Here is a 15,931-nt window from a genome sequence, read left to right on the forward strand (position 1 = left end):
ACCCAATGATGACCCAACCATGAAGATGTTCAATAAACAGTTGAAAAATCAATGACTACAAGAACATAATGCTCCTTATCCAAGTCGGATGCAACTGTAACACCCTACGCTAGAGATGCGGAGTCAGCATCCCTACGACCTACCCCCCCAGCTATGTCTCGCACTCCTAGTCGTCCTGAAATCGCCCTTCAATCTGGTCAAGCCAAACTCTGGATACTCATGGTGAGTGTTCAGCATTACGACGATCCGCACCTTCCGGCACTGCCCTACGCTGCGATCGATTGTCAGAGCTTAGCCTATGCCCTGACCCAAGCCACTCGTGCCTTTCCAGAACGCACCATTTCAATTCACCACGATTTGGCTTCTCGTACGCCAACTTTAGGTGCAGTACGAGAAAGCTTGCAAGAGATTGCAGAATATGCCCAGCCTCAAGATACCGTTTTATTTTATTTTTGTGGGCACGGTGTGTTGGAACCGCGATTGCAGCAAGCTGTTTTATGCCTCGCGGATACTCAAAAAGAGGCGTTGTTGAAAACAGGGCTAAGCGCGATCGCGCTTTTAGGATCGCTCGGCAATTGTCAAGCAAAGCAGCAGGTCGTGTGGCTAGATACCTGCCACAGAGGTGAAGCAAAGCTCAACAGTGTAAACCATCAGACCCTCGATCAACTCGATCAATTAGACGATCCCACGGTGCAACTGATCGAAATGCTCCATCGGCGAGCCGCCCAACACCCAGGGTTTGATGCCTTTCTGTCGTGCGATCGCTTTCAGCAATCCTGGAAGTTTCCAGAGCTTGGGCATGGTCTGTTCACCTACGTTCTGATGCAAGGTTTGCAGGGAGAAGCTGCCAATTCGCAAGGCATCATCGACACCGATAGATTGTGCGATTACGTTTATAGCCACACGTTGCAACATCTCAACCAACGCAATCAAGAAATTCGCTCAGCAAATCAACACAAACAAGATTGGGAAGAGCGGCAGCCTGAATATACCTTGCAGAAACCCAGGAGAATTGTTAAGGGCAATGAAAAAATCGTTTTAGGATTGAAATTAACAGACTCCCCAATTTCTACAGTTTCTACAGTTGCAAACCAAGAGTCGAGCAGTCCTTCTGCCCCCGATCAGGCGACAGCACAAGACTCGATCAAACCGTTCCAGCCAGAGATTGTCGAAACTCAGCTTCCCCCAAGATTGATCCAATCGATCGTGCCCCTCGCTCAAGAGCCGATCATACCGACAGCTAGCCAAATCACGCCGCCTTTCCAAAAATCGACAGATCTCTCCTTCGAGCAACGCCAGCGCGAAGAAATCGAACGTCGGCAGGAGATTGAGCAACGCCAACGCGAAGAAATCGAACGTCAACAGCAGCGCCAAAAAGCGGCTGAGGAGCAGCGTCAACAAGAAGAAGCGGAACGCCGTCGGCAACAACTTGAACAGCAACAGCGTGAACAAAACTTAGAACGCACTCGGCAACAGGTTGAACAGCGCCAGCGCCAGGAGAAAGCCAAACGTCTTCAGCAAGAAATTGAACAACGGCGACAAGAGGAAGCAAAGCGCCATCAGCAAGAAATTGAGCAACGTCAACGCGAAGAAGCGGAACGTCTTCGGCAGCAGCTTGAACAACGTCAACGCAAGGAATCGGAACGGCGACAGCAAGAAATCGAGCAACGTCAGCGCGAGGAAGAAGCAGAACGTCTTCGGCAATTTCAAAAAGCGGCTGAAGAACAACGTCAACGCGAAGAAGCGGAACGTCTCCGGCAGCAACTTGAACAACGTCAACGCGAAGAAGCGGAACGCCATCAGCAAGAAATTGAGCAACGTCAACGCGAAGAAGCGGAACGTGAACAGCAACGCCAAAAAGCGGCTGAAGCCCAACGCCAACGTGAGGAAGAAACTGAACGCCGTCGAAAAAATGAACAACGGCAGCAAGCGGAAACTGAGCAGCAAGCGGCTGAAGCCCTGCGCCAACGCGAAGAAGTTGAGCGTTACCGTCAACAGCTAGAACGACGCCAACGCGAGGAGGAAGAGGCGGAACGTCGCCGCCAAGAAATTGAGCGACGCCAGCATGAAGCAGCCGAACGGCAGCGCCAACAGCTTCAAAAGGCAACAGAAGCCCAACGCCAACGCGAAGCCCAAGCTGAGCGCCGTCATCAACAGCTTCAAAAAGCCTCTGAGATGACAGATAGCTTAAAACGGCTTGCCTCGACAACCAGCCAACACACGGTTACAGCAGTCGGAGGCTTGAAACAGTCTACCCATGAACTGACCCATCGCTTTGTTGATCAGCAACGAAGTCCCCAAACTCGCAAAGTGGTTGCCTTTACGTTGGGCGGTCTAGGGCTGCTGGCGTCTGGAATGGCGGTCTTTAGCCTTTATCAGCACCGCAACGCCCAACTTCGAGATATCAATGCGCTATCTACCACTTCAGAAACGCTGTTATCGTCTCAGCCACAAACCGCCCTGGTGACCGCACTCCAAGCTGGGCGTCGATTGCAAAAACTTGATCAACCTTGGAATCTGTTGCCAAAACAGACAAAACTAAGCGCGATCGCAACCCTTCAGCAAGCGATTACCCGTTCTCAACCCGCAACTCAACTTTCAGAACGCCAGCCCATCACCGCGATTGCCTATAGGTCTGATGGGCAAAAACTTGCCACCGCCAGCAGCGAAAGCGGGATTACACTGTGGAATAAAGGCAAAGATTCTGGTCGTTGGGAACGCTCGACTACGACCTTTAAAAGCCACACTGAGCCAGTTACGAAACTTCAATTTAGCCCTGATGGCACTCTATTAGCCTCTGCCAGCATTGATAAAACCATTAAGCTTTGGAACCTTGAAAAAAGAATCCTCATCAAAACGTTACCCGGACACAGCGATCGCGTGATCGCTCTTCGCTTTCGCCCGGATGGTGGCGTGCTTGCATCGGGCAGTGTAGATCGAACGATCAAACTTTGGACGGTGCCAAAGGGTGACTTAGTAGAAACCCTCAAAGGAAGCGAAGCTGCCATTAGCGCGATCGCGTTTAGCGCAGACGGTCGCATTCTTGCTGCCGGAAGTAGCGACAACACCCTCCGCCTGTGGTATCCCGAAAGCAACCAGCCGATTTTGCTGGGTCATCATAATGTCTCGCCTGATCCAGCTAAGCTGCAAGGAATTACAGACTTGACCTTTAGCCCAGACGGAAAAGCGATCGCATCTTCTGGGTGGGACAAAACGATCAAACTTTGGACGGTGAGCAATGCTAAGCCTGAGCGGGAGGCAAGTCCTTACTTGACATTAAATGGGCATCGCGGGATTGTGACCAGCGTCAGCTTTAGTCTCGATGGGCAAAACTTGGCATCGGGCAGCCAAGACAAAACCATCAACCTTTGGAATTTACGCAGCGGCGGAGTGATCAAAACCTTATCCGGGCATCAAGACACTGTGGAGAGCCTCTCGTTTCACGGCACGGAAGAGACGCTAATGAGTGTCAGCGATCGCAATGGAATCCTGATCTGGGATCTAAATCTAGCAACCCTGATAAAGCAAGGATGCAGCCAGCTAAACCAATCTCCCAGCGATATCTCGGAAAGTGATTTGCCCTCCCAAACCATTCGCGAAATTGATGCGATTTGCTACAAATGAGTTCAAAACTAGATGCTGACCCATCTGATCGTTCCTAACCTCAGCAAAGAGCAGATGAGCCACCGATGGGAAGCAAGTTCTCTCAACCTCCGCGATCGCTCATCCGCCATAGTCGCTAGTCAACCCCGACCACGACATTAAATTTGCCCATTTGGGTTACCTGTTTTCGATCTGAGCCGTCTGAGTAGGAAACGCCCCAGGCTGAACTGCTACAGTGGTTGCCCGTCCACCCCGGTTGACCTCGATCTGGAGGCTACTGCCAATCGAACTGCTTTCCACAATTTGCTGAACCTGGGCATCAGTCGTTACAGTTTGACCATTGATCTTCTGAATCACATCACCCGTCCGCAAACCTCCCCTGGCAGCAGGAGAATTGGGCAACGCTCGAAATACCACAACGCCGCGATCGGCTTGAACCTGAAACCCGATCTGGCGATCGCTGTTAATCTGCTGTTTCAAAGCAGGGGTCAGCGTTCTCATCTGGATTCCTAGATACGGATGATCAACCTTGCCTTTCGTGATTAGCTGTTGAGAAATTCTCTGAGCCGTATTGATCGGAATTGCAAAGCCCAACCCCTGGGCACCACCGATAATCGCTGTATTCATGCCAATCACTTCACCACGCTGGTTGAGCAACGGGCCACCAGAATTCCCTGGATTGATGGCCGCATCGGTCTGAATAAAGCTGACACGCTTGTCGGCGACCCGAACTTCAGCACTTGAACGACCTGTGGCGCTGATGATTCCAGCCGTTACGGTGTTGTCAAGACCCAATGGGTTGCCAATGGCGATCGCCCATTCTCCGGGTTTTAGCGTTTCTGAATTGCCTAGCCTCACAGTAGGCAGATTATTAGCCTGAACTCGAATCACCGCCACATCCGTGAGCGTATCTTGCCCAATCACCTTTCCGCTAAACTCCCGCCCGTCTTTGAGAACAACGTTGACCGTATCGGCTCCATTGACAACATGAGCGTTGGTCAAAATTAGCCCATCTCTACTAATGATGAACCCCGATCCTGTCCCCCGTTCAACCCGCGACGAGGGCGCATTGGGAACTTGCCCTCCAAAAAACTGACGGAAAAAGGGATCGTTGAAAATAGCGGGAACGCGAGATTGAACGGTTCGCGAAGAATCGATTCGCACTACCGATGGACCGACCTGCTCGGCAGCCGCCGCAATAAAGTTGCCGTCTGCACCGGTGAGCAGGGTAGAGGTGCGACTTTGAGCGACCTGAGCATCTACAGACTGAGCGATCGCAGGTTGAGGTTGCAGCACCTCCGAAGACAGCAACCGATTTCCCCCAAGGGCGGCGCTCGCTCCTACCAACGGCAGCATCAAATAGATAGCAGACTGCTTCCAATTTTGTTTATTCTGAGCATTGCGATTTGGCATCGGTCTATTATTCTCCTTGTTTATAACTCTGCACAACAAGCCAAGACTGTAAATTAACGATCGACTCACTGCTTTCAGCACCAATCATCGGTAGACCCATCTGAGAAAAGATGCACAAACCATCCTGCACTATGAGATGGATATTCTTAGTTTAAGAAGGAAATAGGTCATTTGGGTTGCGATTCTAGGAATGTTGCTCTGTGAGATTTCACTGGCTAGGCATTAAATCTAACGTTCTGTGACGCAAAAATCGCTCAGTTTGCTCCCCAAAGTCAGAACATTATTCTGAGACTTTTAGGGTACCGGGTTGTCATTTCAAATTCATGTCTATCACACATACCTGACAACTGAGCTTGATAAGGTGATGCTCACAGGTGAATGAATGGTAAGAGTGAGTTGATTGCACTCGGTGGTATTTGCTCTTTAGATTGGCTGATTGTAATGATGCCAATTTGGTGAGTAAACCCCGCCATACGCGATTGGCTCGCTCCTTTTTATGTCTGTAACTTTTGTAGGCATGGGTGGGGATAGCTCAAGCCCGTTTTGTGATGAAGTTGGTGCCCCGTGAAGTCTGAAAATCCGCTACAGTCTCCCAACCTTTAATTTAGGAAGCCAATCTGAGGATCTGCGTGCTGAAGCCAGAAAAGATAGTTGCTGTTCAATAATGCGACGTTCCCCTCAATAATGCGACGTTCCCCAAACCTCGTGCTTAAGAGAAGGCAGCCGTTCAGACCATTGCAACTGAGCGATCGCAGAGCATTTAATTAAGCGCTGATGCATCCTTAGCAACCTATTTCTAAACCAGCATCGTTGCTTCAGATCGGTTCAACACTTGCTAATAAGACTTTTATTACTCTGAGCCAATTAAAAGTTGGCTGATCTCAAATCATTCTTTATGGAGTACTCTATTCTAGGGGTTTACCAACTCTTTCTTATCAGCCTGAATGCGATTGAGAGAACCAAAGAAAATCTCAGTATAATAGGCAAGCAAACGATAAGATTCGGTGCGATCTTTTTTGTATAGCCAAACTAGCAAAGTCCAGTAAAATAGAGACAATACCCATCAGTTCAGATGCAAGTTGATGACTAAAAAGAAGAAAATTGAGCCGCTTACGGGCGAACCCTTGCTCAAGAAAGTTAAGGAATTAGATGACCTCAATAAAGAGGAAAAAGCAAGAGAATGCGGCTACTACACCGTAACCAAAAATGGTGTAGAACGGGTCAATATGATGAAATTTCTCAATGCTTTAATTGATGCAGAGGGAATTGAATTAGATGGTAAGCAAGGAACAAATGGGCGGGGTGGACGGAGCGCCAGCTACCGTATCAGTGTGCAGTCAAATGGTAATCTTTTGATTGGTGCTGCCTACACGAAACAGATGGAACTTACGCCAGGAGATGAGTTTGAGATTTCTCTTGGTCGCAAACATATTCACCTGCGTCAAGTAGACCGTCAAGACGAAGAAGCAGTTGTGTAAGCTCAACGTGGTGAATGGTTTATGGAAAATATAGATTGGGCAACAGCGATCCCTGTCGGTGCGGCGATCGCTATTTTTTTAGGCGGTTTTTTAATGATGTTTACCGGAATCTGGACGAGCCGAAACAGATAACCGGAGGTTTGTTTGGGTTCAAGCCGAGGTCTCTAGCGACAAATGAGACGGGGTGATCGCGCTATTTATGGCAGTATTATTTATCGTTGTATTTATCGTCGCTTCGGCTGGCTGAGACGGAGGGAGAATCGTCAAATAAGGAATGAGCGATTCTCGCGTGAGCGCCAAGTTACAGGCAAGCGTGATGCCTTCTTGTTCTAGCAGCCCAATAATCTGATGGGTTTCGTCACTATCGATGACCGGAAGTTGATGTAAGCCGCGAGTGGTCATGCGATCGAGCGCGTCGATCAATGGCTCGTCTTTGTGAGCATATAAAATATCAGTCGTGCAGACTTCGTTGACCTTTTGGGTAAGGGGTGAGTAATTAACCCCATCCGAAGCATGAGCTTTTTCCCACCGTGCGATCGCACGATTGACATCCTGTAACGTAACGATGCCGACTAGCTGCTCGTCTTGATTGACCACCAAAGCGCTATGGCGTTGATATTGAATCAGAGCCAACCCGGCTTCGGGTAACGGCAAGTCAGCAGACAGTCGTAAGAAGTTTGGCTGCATCGCTTCTGCGACCGATAAGTTTTTGAGAAGCTCTTGATTTCGGTTGGCGAATCGAAGATCTAAAGGGTCAATATCTGGAGTTGATTCAAGCGGTTTGAGACTAGACTGCGGAGCTTGTTTGCGATTGAGCCATTCTGCTAGCCAAACGCTCAAGCCAACCGCCGCCATCAGCGGTAACACAATCCGGTAATCGCGAGTCATTTCAAACAGCAGCAGAACAGCGGTTAATGGAGCATTAACGCTCGCCGCTAAGACGGCTGCCATTCCCACCATCGCATAGGCTGGAGATGCTGCGATGCTAGAAGCAAACATGGGAAAGACAAAGGGCAGGATTTTGCCGTAGGCTGTACCCAGCGACGCACCTAGAAACATGGCAGGGGCAAAGACGCCCCCCACCAACCCACTGCCCAAACTAATGCCCGTCACAACCAGTTTGACGATCAGCAATGTCACCAGCAGACCTACTGAAAATTCTGCATTTCGCAACATTGCCTCGATCGTGTCATACCCCACGCCCAACACCTGAGGCAGTTTTAGCGCCACTAGACCCACACAAAGCCCGCCCATCACCGGATGAATTTCTCGCGGAATTTTGGTGAGCCACCCAAACCCGAAGAGTTGCCCTTGGAACGCGGTTTGAGTCCCTTTCAAGAATTGGGTATAGGCGATCGAGACGACGCAGGCAAACAACCCTAGCCCCAAATACAGCGGCAACTCTAAAGGACTCCGAACCTCATATGCTGGCAAATCGAAGGCGGGTTGTCCGCCTAGCCCAATTTGCGTAATCAACGCGGCAACCACTGCCGCCAACACCACAACACTGGCGGCAGAGGTTTCAAAGGTGGTTCCCAAAACGACTTCTAGGGCAAAGAACACCCCAGCGATCGGGGCGTTGAACCCGGCTGACAAACCCGCCGCCGCGCCTGCTCCCAACAGCAAACGCTGTCGCTCTTGGGATACTTTGAGGAGTTGCCCTAAAAACATGCCGATGTGAGCGCCAATTTCTACGCTGGGTCCTTCCGGGCCGAGGGAGGCACCAGAGCCAAGCGACACAGACGCCGCGATCGCTTTTCCCACTGATTTGATCGGCGACAATTCTTTCCCTGACTGCACCGCCGTCATTAGCCCTGAAATGCCCGTGCCAAAATCTTTCAAACCCCACCGCATCAAGCCGACGAGGATGCCGCCCAGCATCGGCACGCAGGCTAACGACCAGGCACCCCAATGGTTGATCTGCCCCATCAAGTCTTCTAGCATCCAGCGATGGATGACCTCAATTAAATACCGAAAGGCAACGACGCCTAAGCCTGCACCGCCACCGATCAGCACCGCTAGCATCAGCACGATGGTCTCAGGGGGGGGATGTAGACGGCTCAGCAGAGGGGTTGGGGTAGACTCAGGCGAAACTTGGTGATCAGAAAGCAGAACGTGCGGAGGGGCAGACGACATTTCTTGAATGCGAAAATTTTAATAAAGTTAAATTTTGTTTCTGTCTCTCATTGTGAGGGATTTTTAACTCCTATGCCAAGAAACATTCTGATTGCTAGGGCATCTTTTCATGCAATGACATCGGGTTTCTATGCTCTCTTAACAAAAAAGTATGGGGAACTTAATTAGCAGCTTCTGTTCAATGATACAGAACGTTACATCCAGCAAAAAAATTAGAACTTTTTGAATATTAAAGCGTTTAAAGCTACGCCAAAAATCTGAAGAAGATCTGAGCAAACTTGGGTAGACTGGTCACATAGGCTATGTTTCCTTCGAGCAAATCGGATACCTTTGATATTCAATAGCGGAACAAGATTTCTTGCGATCGCACTGTAACTCTGCTCAATTCAATCAAATAAGCTCTTTATAAATTCCTTCCCCCTTCCCTGCGCGATGAGTGTCTATAGCTTTGACCACTATTCAATTCCTTGCCCAATTTGCGATCGCACAAGCGATGTCCGCTCGGTCAGACTGATGAAAGGATTGTTGACCTGCCCGCACTGTCGATCTCGCTTTGTGGTTAGCGTCAGTGGGCACTATGTGCGCGACCCATTTGCGAGGAAGCGACTAGTTACCAACGAGAGAAAACTGCGTCGTCAAAGCCGACCTTTAGCCAGAATTTTGAGAGATTCAGGGGTGGCTCGGCATTCTCGATTTATCGGGATTTTGGGCAGTCTGCTGATTCTTGGGTTCACCATGTCGTTTTTGAGCGGTGCAGGCGGGCAAACCCGCTTCATTCAGGGGTGGATTGAGCAAATTGTTAGGGTCAGCGAGGCTCCAGAATAGGACACAGGGGTAATGTCGCTGTTGTAGCGCTCTGCGAAGCTCGCCTTCGGAGGCAAATTGCCACGATTAACCCTGCGATCGCAAAAAATCGCAAAAATAGGAGTTCTACGGTTACCAAAAGGTGACTCCATCCACTCCAAGATTTTGCAACCACAGGATGTAGAAGAAGATTTTCTGGTGGTGCTGACTTACCCCTGTGCTAAACCGGATCTACTGACTAACCGTTGAGTCAAAAAGATGATGAAGAAATTGTAATAAATTTGCAACCGATTACTCGCGAATTTGTGTACAAAAATAAACAAATATCTCAGGTTTTTTATCAAATTGTGTCAGATATCTGCCGAAATGCTCATTGGGTAGGCGTTTTCTGGTAAAAACACATTTATATCTAACGTCACGTCACGCATCGTAGACTATGGGAAAATGCTTAATAAAACTTGATTAAGTGCTTTTCAGACCGCGATGCCTACCCCGCCATTTCTAAAGGAGCCACCGTACAAGCTTCCTTAGAATGCGTCCTTGGTTTGCATTTTTAAACTGTGCTGCCACTGGGCAATCGTCGCTTAAATGCGAGTAAATTGTTGAGAAGAGAACACGCCTCAAAGGAGTCTGACCGCATGTTCACCCACGTCAAGCCCACCATAAGACACATTGCACCCGACAACTTAGGGGCACGATCCTTACTCAAGGTGGTCTATGTCGTGCTAGAGCCACAGTACCAAAGCGCGCTATCTGCCGCTGTGCGATCGATCAACGCTAAGCATCCTCACATTGCGGTTGAAATTAGTGGATACCTGATCGAAGAACTTCGAGACCCTACAAACTACGAAGACTTCCAGCGCGACGTGGCTAAAGCAAACATTTTTATCGCCTCGCTGATCTTTTTAGAAGACTTAGCAGAAAAATTAGTGGCGGCAGTGGAGCCTCATCGCGACCACTTAGATGTGGCAGTGGTGTTTCCGTCAATGCCGCAGGTGATGCGCCTCAACAAAATGGGCAGCTTTTCGATGGCTCAGTTGGGTCAGTCGAAGAGCGCGATCGCGCAGTTTATGAAGAAGCGCAAAGAGCAGTCGGGGTCAAGTTTCCAAGATGCCATGCTCAAGCTGCTCAACACGCTGCCCAAGGTGCTGAAGTATCTGCCAATGGACAAGGCGCAGGATGCTCGGAACTTTATGCTGAGCTTCCAATATTGGCTCGGCGGCAATGCTGAAAACCTAGAGAACTTTCTGCTGATGCTGGCAGACAAATATGTTTACAAAGGCTCGGTTGAGGCAGGAGCGACCTACCAAGAGCCAGTGACCTACCCCGATTTGGGCATCTGGCATCCCCTCGCGCCTACCATGTTTGAAGACCTCAAAGAATATCTCAACTGGTTTAACTCTAGAAAAGATATTACTTCAGATCTCAAAGATCCTCTCGCGCCCACGGTTGGGCTAGTGCTGCAACGCACTCACCTGGTTACGGGGGATGACGCCCACTATGTGGCGATGGTGCAGGAATTTGAAGCGATGGGGGCACGGGTCATTCCGGTGTTTGCAGGCGGCTTAGATTTCTCTAAACCTGTCGAGGCGTTTTTCTATGACCCGCTGAGCGCAGCGCGCAACGTTGAGGGAACCGCGCCTGACACCGCGATCGTAGATGTCGTCGTTTCACTAACTGGGTTTGCTTTGGTTGGAGGCCCAGCCCGGCAAGATCACCCGAAAGCGATCGAGTCACTCAAGCGTCTAAATCGCCCCTATATGGTGGCACTGCCCCTGGTATTTCAAACCACAGAGGAATGGCAAGATAGCGAGTTGGGGTTGCACCCGATTCAAGTAGCGCTCCAGATTGCGCTGCCAGAGTTGGACGGGGCGATCGAGCCGATCATCGTATCTGGACGCGATGGCATGACGGGCAAAGCGATCGCCCTCCAAGATCGAGTCGAAGCGATCGCCCAACGCGCCTTAAAGTGGGCAAACCTCCGCCACAAGCCCAAACTCCATAAGCGAGTAGCCATCACGGTATTCAGCTTTCCGCCAGACAAAGGCAACGTCGGAACTGCCGCCTATCTCGATGTGTTTGGCTCTATCTATAAAGTGATGGAAGGACTCAAGCAAAACGGCTACGACGTGGAAGATCTGCCAGAAACCGCCGAAGCGCTGATGCTGGAAGTGCTCCACGATGCCCGCGCTCAATACAACAGCCCCGAACTCAACATTGCCTACCGCATGTCAGTTCCAGAATATGAAGAACTGACGCCGTATCACGAAAGGTTGATTCCGTCTTGGGGCACGGCTCCAGGGCATCTTAACACCGATGGACAAAACCTGTTGGTCTACGGCAAGGCGTTCGGCAATGTCTTTATCGGCGTGCAGCCCACGTTTGGGTATGAAGGCGATCCGATGCGGCTGCTGTTTTCGCGCTCTGCCAGCCCTCACCATGGGTTCGCGGCTTACTATACCTATCTTGAAAAGGTTTGGAAAGCCGATGCCGTGCTGCATTTTGGCACCCACGGTTCGCTAGAATTTATGCCCGGTAAGCAAATCGGCATGTCGGAGGACTGTTTTCCCGATAGCTTGATCGGCACGATTCCCAACCTGTATTACTACGCGGCGAACAATCCGTCAGAAGCCACGATCGCCAAGCGTCGCTCTTATGCAGAAACGATCAGCTACCTGACTCCTCCTGCTGAAAATGCCGGACTTTACAAAGGCTTGAAAGAGCTTAGCGACCTAGTTGGCTCGTATCAAACGCTCAAAGATTCGGGTCGTGGGGTGCAAATCGTAGACACGATTATGGACAAGGCGCGGATCTGCAATCTCGACAAAGATATTGAGCTTCCAGAAGAGTCTAAAGATCTAACGTCTGAAGCGCGAGATACGATCGTGGGTAAGGTTTACATCAAGCTGATGGAGATCGAATCGCGGTTGTTGCCCTGTGGGCTGCATGTGATTGGCAAACCACCCACGGCAGAAGAAGCGATCGCAACCTTGGTGAATATTGCGAGCCTCGATCGCCCTGAAGAGAACATGGTCAGTTTGCCCCGCATCATTGCCAACAGCCTGGGTCGCGATATTGACGAAATCTTCCAAAACAGCGATTTAGGCATTCTCAATGACGTTCAACTCCTCAATGACATCAACCAAGCAACTCGCGCTGCCGTGGGTGTCATGGTGAAGTCTCAAGTAGATGAAGAAGGTCGGGTGTCGAAAATGTCGATGCTGACGAGTCTGTTTAGCTTTAGCGGCAAAAAAGCCCCTTGGGTTGAATCTCTCCACGAGTCGGGCTTCAAGACTGTTGATGAGGAACTCCTCAAGCCATTGATCGAATTTTTGCAATTTTGCCTCAAGCAAGTGGTTGCCGATAACGAACTTGGGGCACTGCTGATGGCGCTCGATGGGCAATACACTATTCCCGGCCCTGGCGGCGATCCAATTCGCAACCCAGATGTCTTGCCCACCGGAAAAAATATTCATGCGCTTGATCCGCAATCGATTCCGACGGCGGCAGCAGTGAAATCTGCCAAAATCGTCGTCGATCGCTTGATTGCTCGTCAGTGTGCAGAAAATGGTGGCGCGTATCCAGAAACGATCGCCTGCGTGCTTTGGGGAACCGACAACATCAAAACCTACGGCGAGTCGATCGCCCAAATTTTCTGGATGATCGGGGTGCGACCCGTGCCAGATTCTTTAGGACGGATGAATAAGCTGGAATTGGTCACCCTAGAAGAGTTGGCTCGTCCTCGGATTGACGTTGTGGTGAACTGTTCCGGAGTGTTCCGCGACTTGTTTATCAACCAAATGGCACTGCTTGATCGGGCGGTGAAAATGGCTGCCGAGGCAGACGAGCCGTTGGAGATGAACTTTGTTCGCAAACATGCGCTCAAGCAAGCTGATGAACTGGGAATTAACCTGCGCCAAGCGGCAACCCGCGTCTTTTCCAACGCTTCTGGGTCTTATTCGTCAAACGTTAATTTGGCAGTAGAAAACGGCACATGGGATAACGAAGAAGAACTGCAAAACATGTACCTTTCCCGCAAAGGGTTTGCGTTCTCGTCTGACAACCCCGGCATGATGGAGCAAAACGAGAAAATCTTCCGCGAAACCTTGAAGACCGCAGATGTCACCTTCCAAAACTTGGATTCGTCTGAAATCTCGCTTACCGATGTTTCGCACTACTACGATTCTGACCCAACAAAGATTGTGGCAAGTTTGCGCGATGATGGCAAAGCACCGACCTCCTTTATGGCAGACACGACAACGGCAAACGCTCAGATTCGCACCTTGTCTGAAACAGTTCGGCTCGATGCGCGCACAAAGCTCCTCAATCCTAAGTGGTATGAGGGCATGTTGTCTCACGGCTATGAAGGCGTTCGGGAACTCTCGAAGCGACTGGTCAACACGATGGGTTGGTCAGCCACAGCAGGCGCGGTAGACAATTGGATCTATGAAGACGCGAATGAAACCTTTGTCAAAGATGAGGAGATGCAAAAGCGGCTGCTCGATCTCAATCCGAGTTCGTTTCGGAAAATGGTGACGACGCTGCTTGAAGCGAATGGTCGCGGCTACTGGGAAACGAGTGAAGAAAATCTTGATAAGCTGCGTGAGTTGTATCAAGAAGTGGAAGATCGAATTGAGGGAGTAGAGTAAGCCTACATTCGCCAAATGTAAATTCAAGTAAATTCGATCTCAGGGGCAAGGCAGATAGCGGACAGTACGAAAGTTCAGCATCTGTGTTTGCCCCATTTTTGGTGTAGAAAAATTTTTGTGCGATCGCGTTCTATCTCTATAAGCTCTATCTCTATAAATAGTTGCGATCGCTCCGCAATACCCAGGCAGATTTTCCTTGATCCCCTAGCCTGGAGGCAGTCTTGTAGCCGAGCCAACAAACTAAAGCACCAGAGGACTACACTTTTTCGCAGTTGGCACTCTATGACCGGCGGTAAAACCTTAAGACTTCCTCAAATCAAGCCTCCTCAGCCGATTCGCTCACTACCATTCGAGGGAGAACCCCTTGATGTAGGAAGTTGTCATGGATTTTTTATCCGACACCGTTGTTTTATCTCGCATGCAGTTTGCAGTGACTGCAATCTTTCATATTTTGTGGCCAGTCTTAACAACGGGAATGGGCATTTATCTAGTCATCGTCGAAGGACTTTGGCTCAAAACCAAAAACCCTGATTACTACCTTCATGCCCGCTTTTGGAGCAAATTTTACGTCCTAAATTTTGGCATCGGAGTTGCCACCGGAATTCCGATGGAGTTTCAGTTTGGGACGAACTGGGCACCGTTTTCAGAAGCGGTGGGCAATTTTTTTGGGAGCGTGATCGGCTTTGAGGCATCCTGGGCATTCATGCTAGAGGCGGCGTTTCTTGGCATTATGCTGTTTGGGTGGGAGCGGGTGAACCCGGCGATCCACTTTATGTCTACCATTTTGGTGGCGGTTGGAGCCAATCTTTCTACCGTGTTTATTTTGATTGCCAATTCCTGGATGCAGACTCCGGCGGGTGTGGAGTTGGTAAACGGTAAATTTGTTGTGACTGACTATTTCCGGGCACTGTTTAACCCGTTTTGGCTCAACAGCGTCTCCCATATGTTTTTTGCAACGCTGGAGACATCGCTGTTTGTCATTGGCGGCATTAGCGCTTGGTATATTCTCAACCGTCGTCATGAAGCCTTTTTTGCCAAATCTTTCAAAATTGTGCTGGCAGCCGCGATCGCAGTGGCTCCTTTTCAAATCTACCTCGGACACACCAGCGGCGAGCAAGTCCAACACTATCAGCCGTCTAAACTCGCCGCGATGGAGGCGCAATGGGAAACCACCCCCGCCGGGCAGCCTGCCGATTGGAGCGTGATCGCCATTCCCAACGACAAAGCTGAGAAGAATGATTTTGAGGTCACGATTCCCAACGCACTAGGTTACATTCTGGAATTTAGAAAAGAATTGACCCGACCTGTGATTGGGTTAAAAGATATCAAATCTGATGAGCGACCTCATGCCGTGGGGCTGATCTACTATGCCTTCCGAACGATGATTGCGATCGGGTTCTTTTTAGCAGCCTTGATGGGGTTAACCGTGGTTCAGTGGCTGCGAGGCAAGTTGTCTACTGATGCGATCGCAGATCAAAAGTGGCTGATGCGAATCTGGCTCTTTTCTGCACCCCTCGGTTATGTTGCCGTCGAGTCTGGCTGGATCGTTCGCTGTGTAGGGCGGCAACCGTGGTCGGTGTATGGGCAGATTCGGACGGCAGATTCTGTATCTAACGTTCCTGCTAGCAATGTTTTAACGTCTCTTCTCGGATTCACAGCCGTGTATGCATTACTGTTGATCGCGACGTTGTATTTTGGTAGCCGCATTGTTCGCAAAGGTCCTGATTTAGGGTTGCCCATTCCAGGAACCGAGGTAACAAAACCTGCGATCGACACCTCGCCCGGTGAGTTTGTTCCAGATGAGCGCCCTGTAGAAGCCCAGCAGTAAGCGATCGCGATGCCTAACTT

7 protein-coding genes are annotated in these 15,931 nt (G+C 50.0%); 5 read left to right on the plus strand and 2 right to left on the minus strand.

Features of this window, described 5'->3' with window-relative positions:
• Positions 1-153 precede the first annotated feature (153 nt).
• Positions 154-3,624 carry a caspase family protein gene (locus GS601_RS17965; protein WP_162424668.1) on the plus strand — a complete coding sequence of 1,157 codons (3,471 nt, stop codon included), beginning with the start codon at positions 154-156 and terminating at the stop codon, positions 3,622-3,624.
• 156 nt (positions 3,625-3,780) lie between these two features.
• Here GS601_RS17965 and GS601_RS17970 read toward each other — a convergent pair whose 3' ends face one another.
• Positions 3,781-5,016: an HhoA/HhoB/HtrA family serine endopeptidase gene (locus GS601_RS17970; RefSeq protein WP_162424669.1), complete on the minus strand. Its 1,236-nt coding sequence runs from the start codon at positions 5,014-5,016 to the stop codon at positions 3,781-3,783.
• A 1,082-nt stretch (positions 5,017-6,098) separates the two neighbouring features.
• On the opposite strand from GS601_RS17970, the gene GS601_RS17975 reads away from it, so the two are divergent.
• Complete coding sequence (locus GS601_RS17975; RefSeq protein ID WP_162424670.1) at positions 6,099-6,494, plus strand: AbrB family transcriptional regulator; 396 nt, start codon at positions 6,099-6,101, stop codon at positions 6,492-6,494.
• 150 nt (positions 6,495-6,644) lie between these two features.
• Here the strand turns inward: GS601_RS17975 and GS601_RS17980 are convergent, their stop codons facing one another.
• The gene (locus GS601_RS17980; protein WP_162424671.1) at positions 6,645-8,630 is read right to left on the minus strand and encodes a chloride channel protein; all 1,986 of its coding nucleotides are present in this window, start codon (positions 8,628-8,630) and stop codon (positions 6,645-6,647) included.
• A 432-nt stretch (positions 8,631-9,062) separates the two neighbouring features.
• On the opposite strand from GS601_RS17980, the gene GS601_RS17985 reads away from it, so the two are divergent.
• The 3 genes from GS601_RS17985 (at position 9,063) to GS601_RS17995 (ending at position 15,911) form a co-directional block, all read left to right on the plus strand.
• Positions 9,063-9,455: a hypothetical protein gene (locus GS601_RS17985; protein WP_162424672.1), complete on the plus strand. Its 393-nt coding sequence runs from the start codon at positions 9,063-9,065 to the stop codon at positions 9,453-9,455.
• Between the two features lie 617 nt (positions 9,456-10,072).
• Positions 10,073-14,083, plus strand: coding sequence for a magnesium chelatase subunit H (locus GS601_RS17990; RefSeq protein ID WP_162424673.1), 4,011 nt, complete (start codon positions 10,073-10,075; stop codon positions 14,081-14,083).
• A gap of 382 nt (positions 14,084-14,465) precedes the next feature.
• Entirely contained in the window at positions 14,466-15,911 is a 1,446-nt protein-coding gene (locus GS601_RS17995) for a cytochrome ubiquinol oxidase subunit I (RefSeq protein WP_162424674.1), read from the plus strand.
• Positions 15,912-15,931 lie beyond the last annotated feature (20 nt).

Origin of the sequence: Myxacorys almedinensis A (assembly GCF_010091945.1) — a bacterium.
GTDB lineage: Bacteria > Cyanobacteriota > Cyanobacteriia > Leptolyngbyales > Leptolyngbyaceae > Myxacorys > Myxacorys almedinensis.

Excerpts from the sequence above, each read along its gene's own strand:
- GS601_RS17965 (WP_162424668.1), top strand. The coding sequence starts at position 154 with ATGTCTCGCACTCCTAGTCGTCCTGAAATCGCCCTTCAATCTGGTCAA.
- GS601_RS17970 (WP_162424669.1), bottom strand. The coding sequence starts at position 5,016 with ATGCCAAATCGCAATGCTCAGAATAAACAAAATTGGAAGCAGTCTGCT.
- GS601_RS17975 (WP_162424670.1), top strand. The coding sequence starts at position 6,099 with ATGACTAAAAAGAAGAAAATTGAGCCGCTTACGGGCGAACCCTTGCTC.
- GS601_RS17980 (WP_162424671.1), bottom strand. The coding sequence starts at position 8,630 with ATGTCGTCTGCCCCTCCGCACGTTCTGCTTTCTGATCACCAAGTTTCG.
- GS601_RS17985 (WP_162424672.1), top strand. The coding sequence starts at position 9,063 with ATGAGTGTCTATAGCTTTGACCACTATTCAATTCCTTGCCCAATTTGC.
- GS601_RS17990 (WP_162424673.1), top strand. The coding sequence starts at position 10,073 with ATGTTCACCCACGTCAAGCCCACCATAAGACACATTGCACCCGACAAC.
- GS601_RS17995 (WP_162424674.1), top strand. The coding sequence starts at position 14,466 with ATGGATTTTTTATCCGACACCGTTGTTTTATCTCGCATGCAGTTTGCA.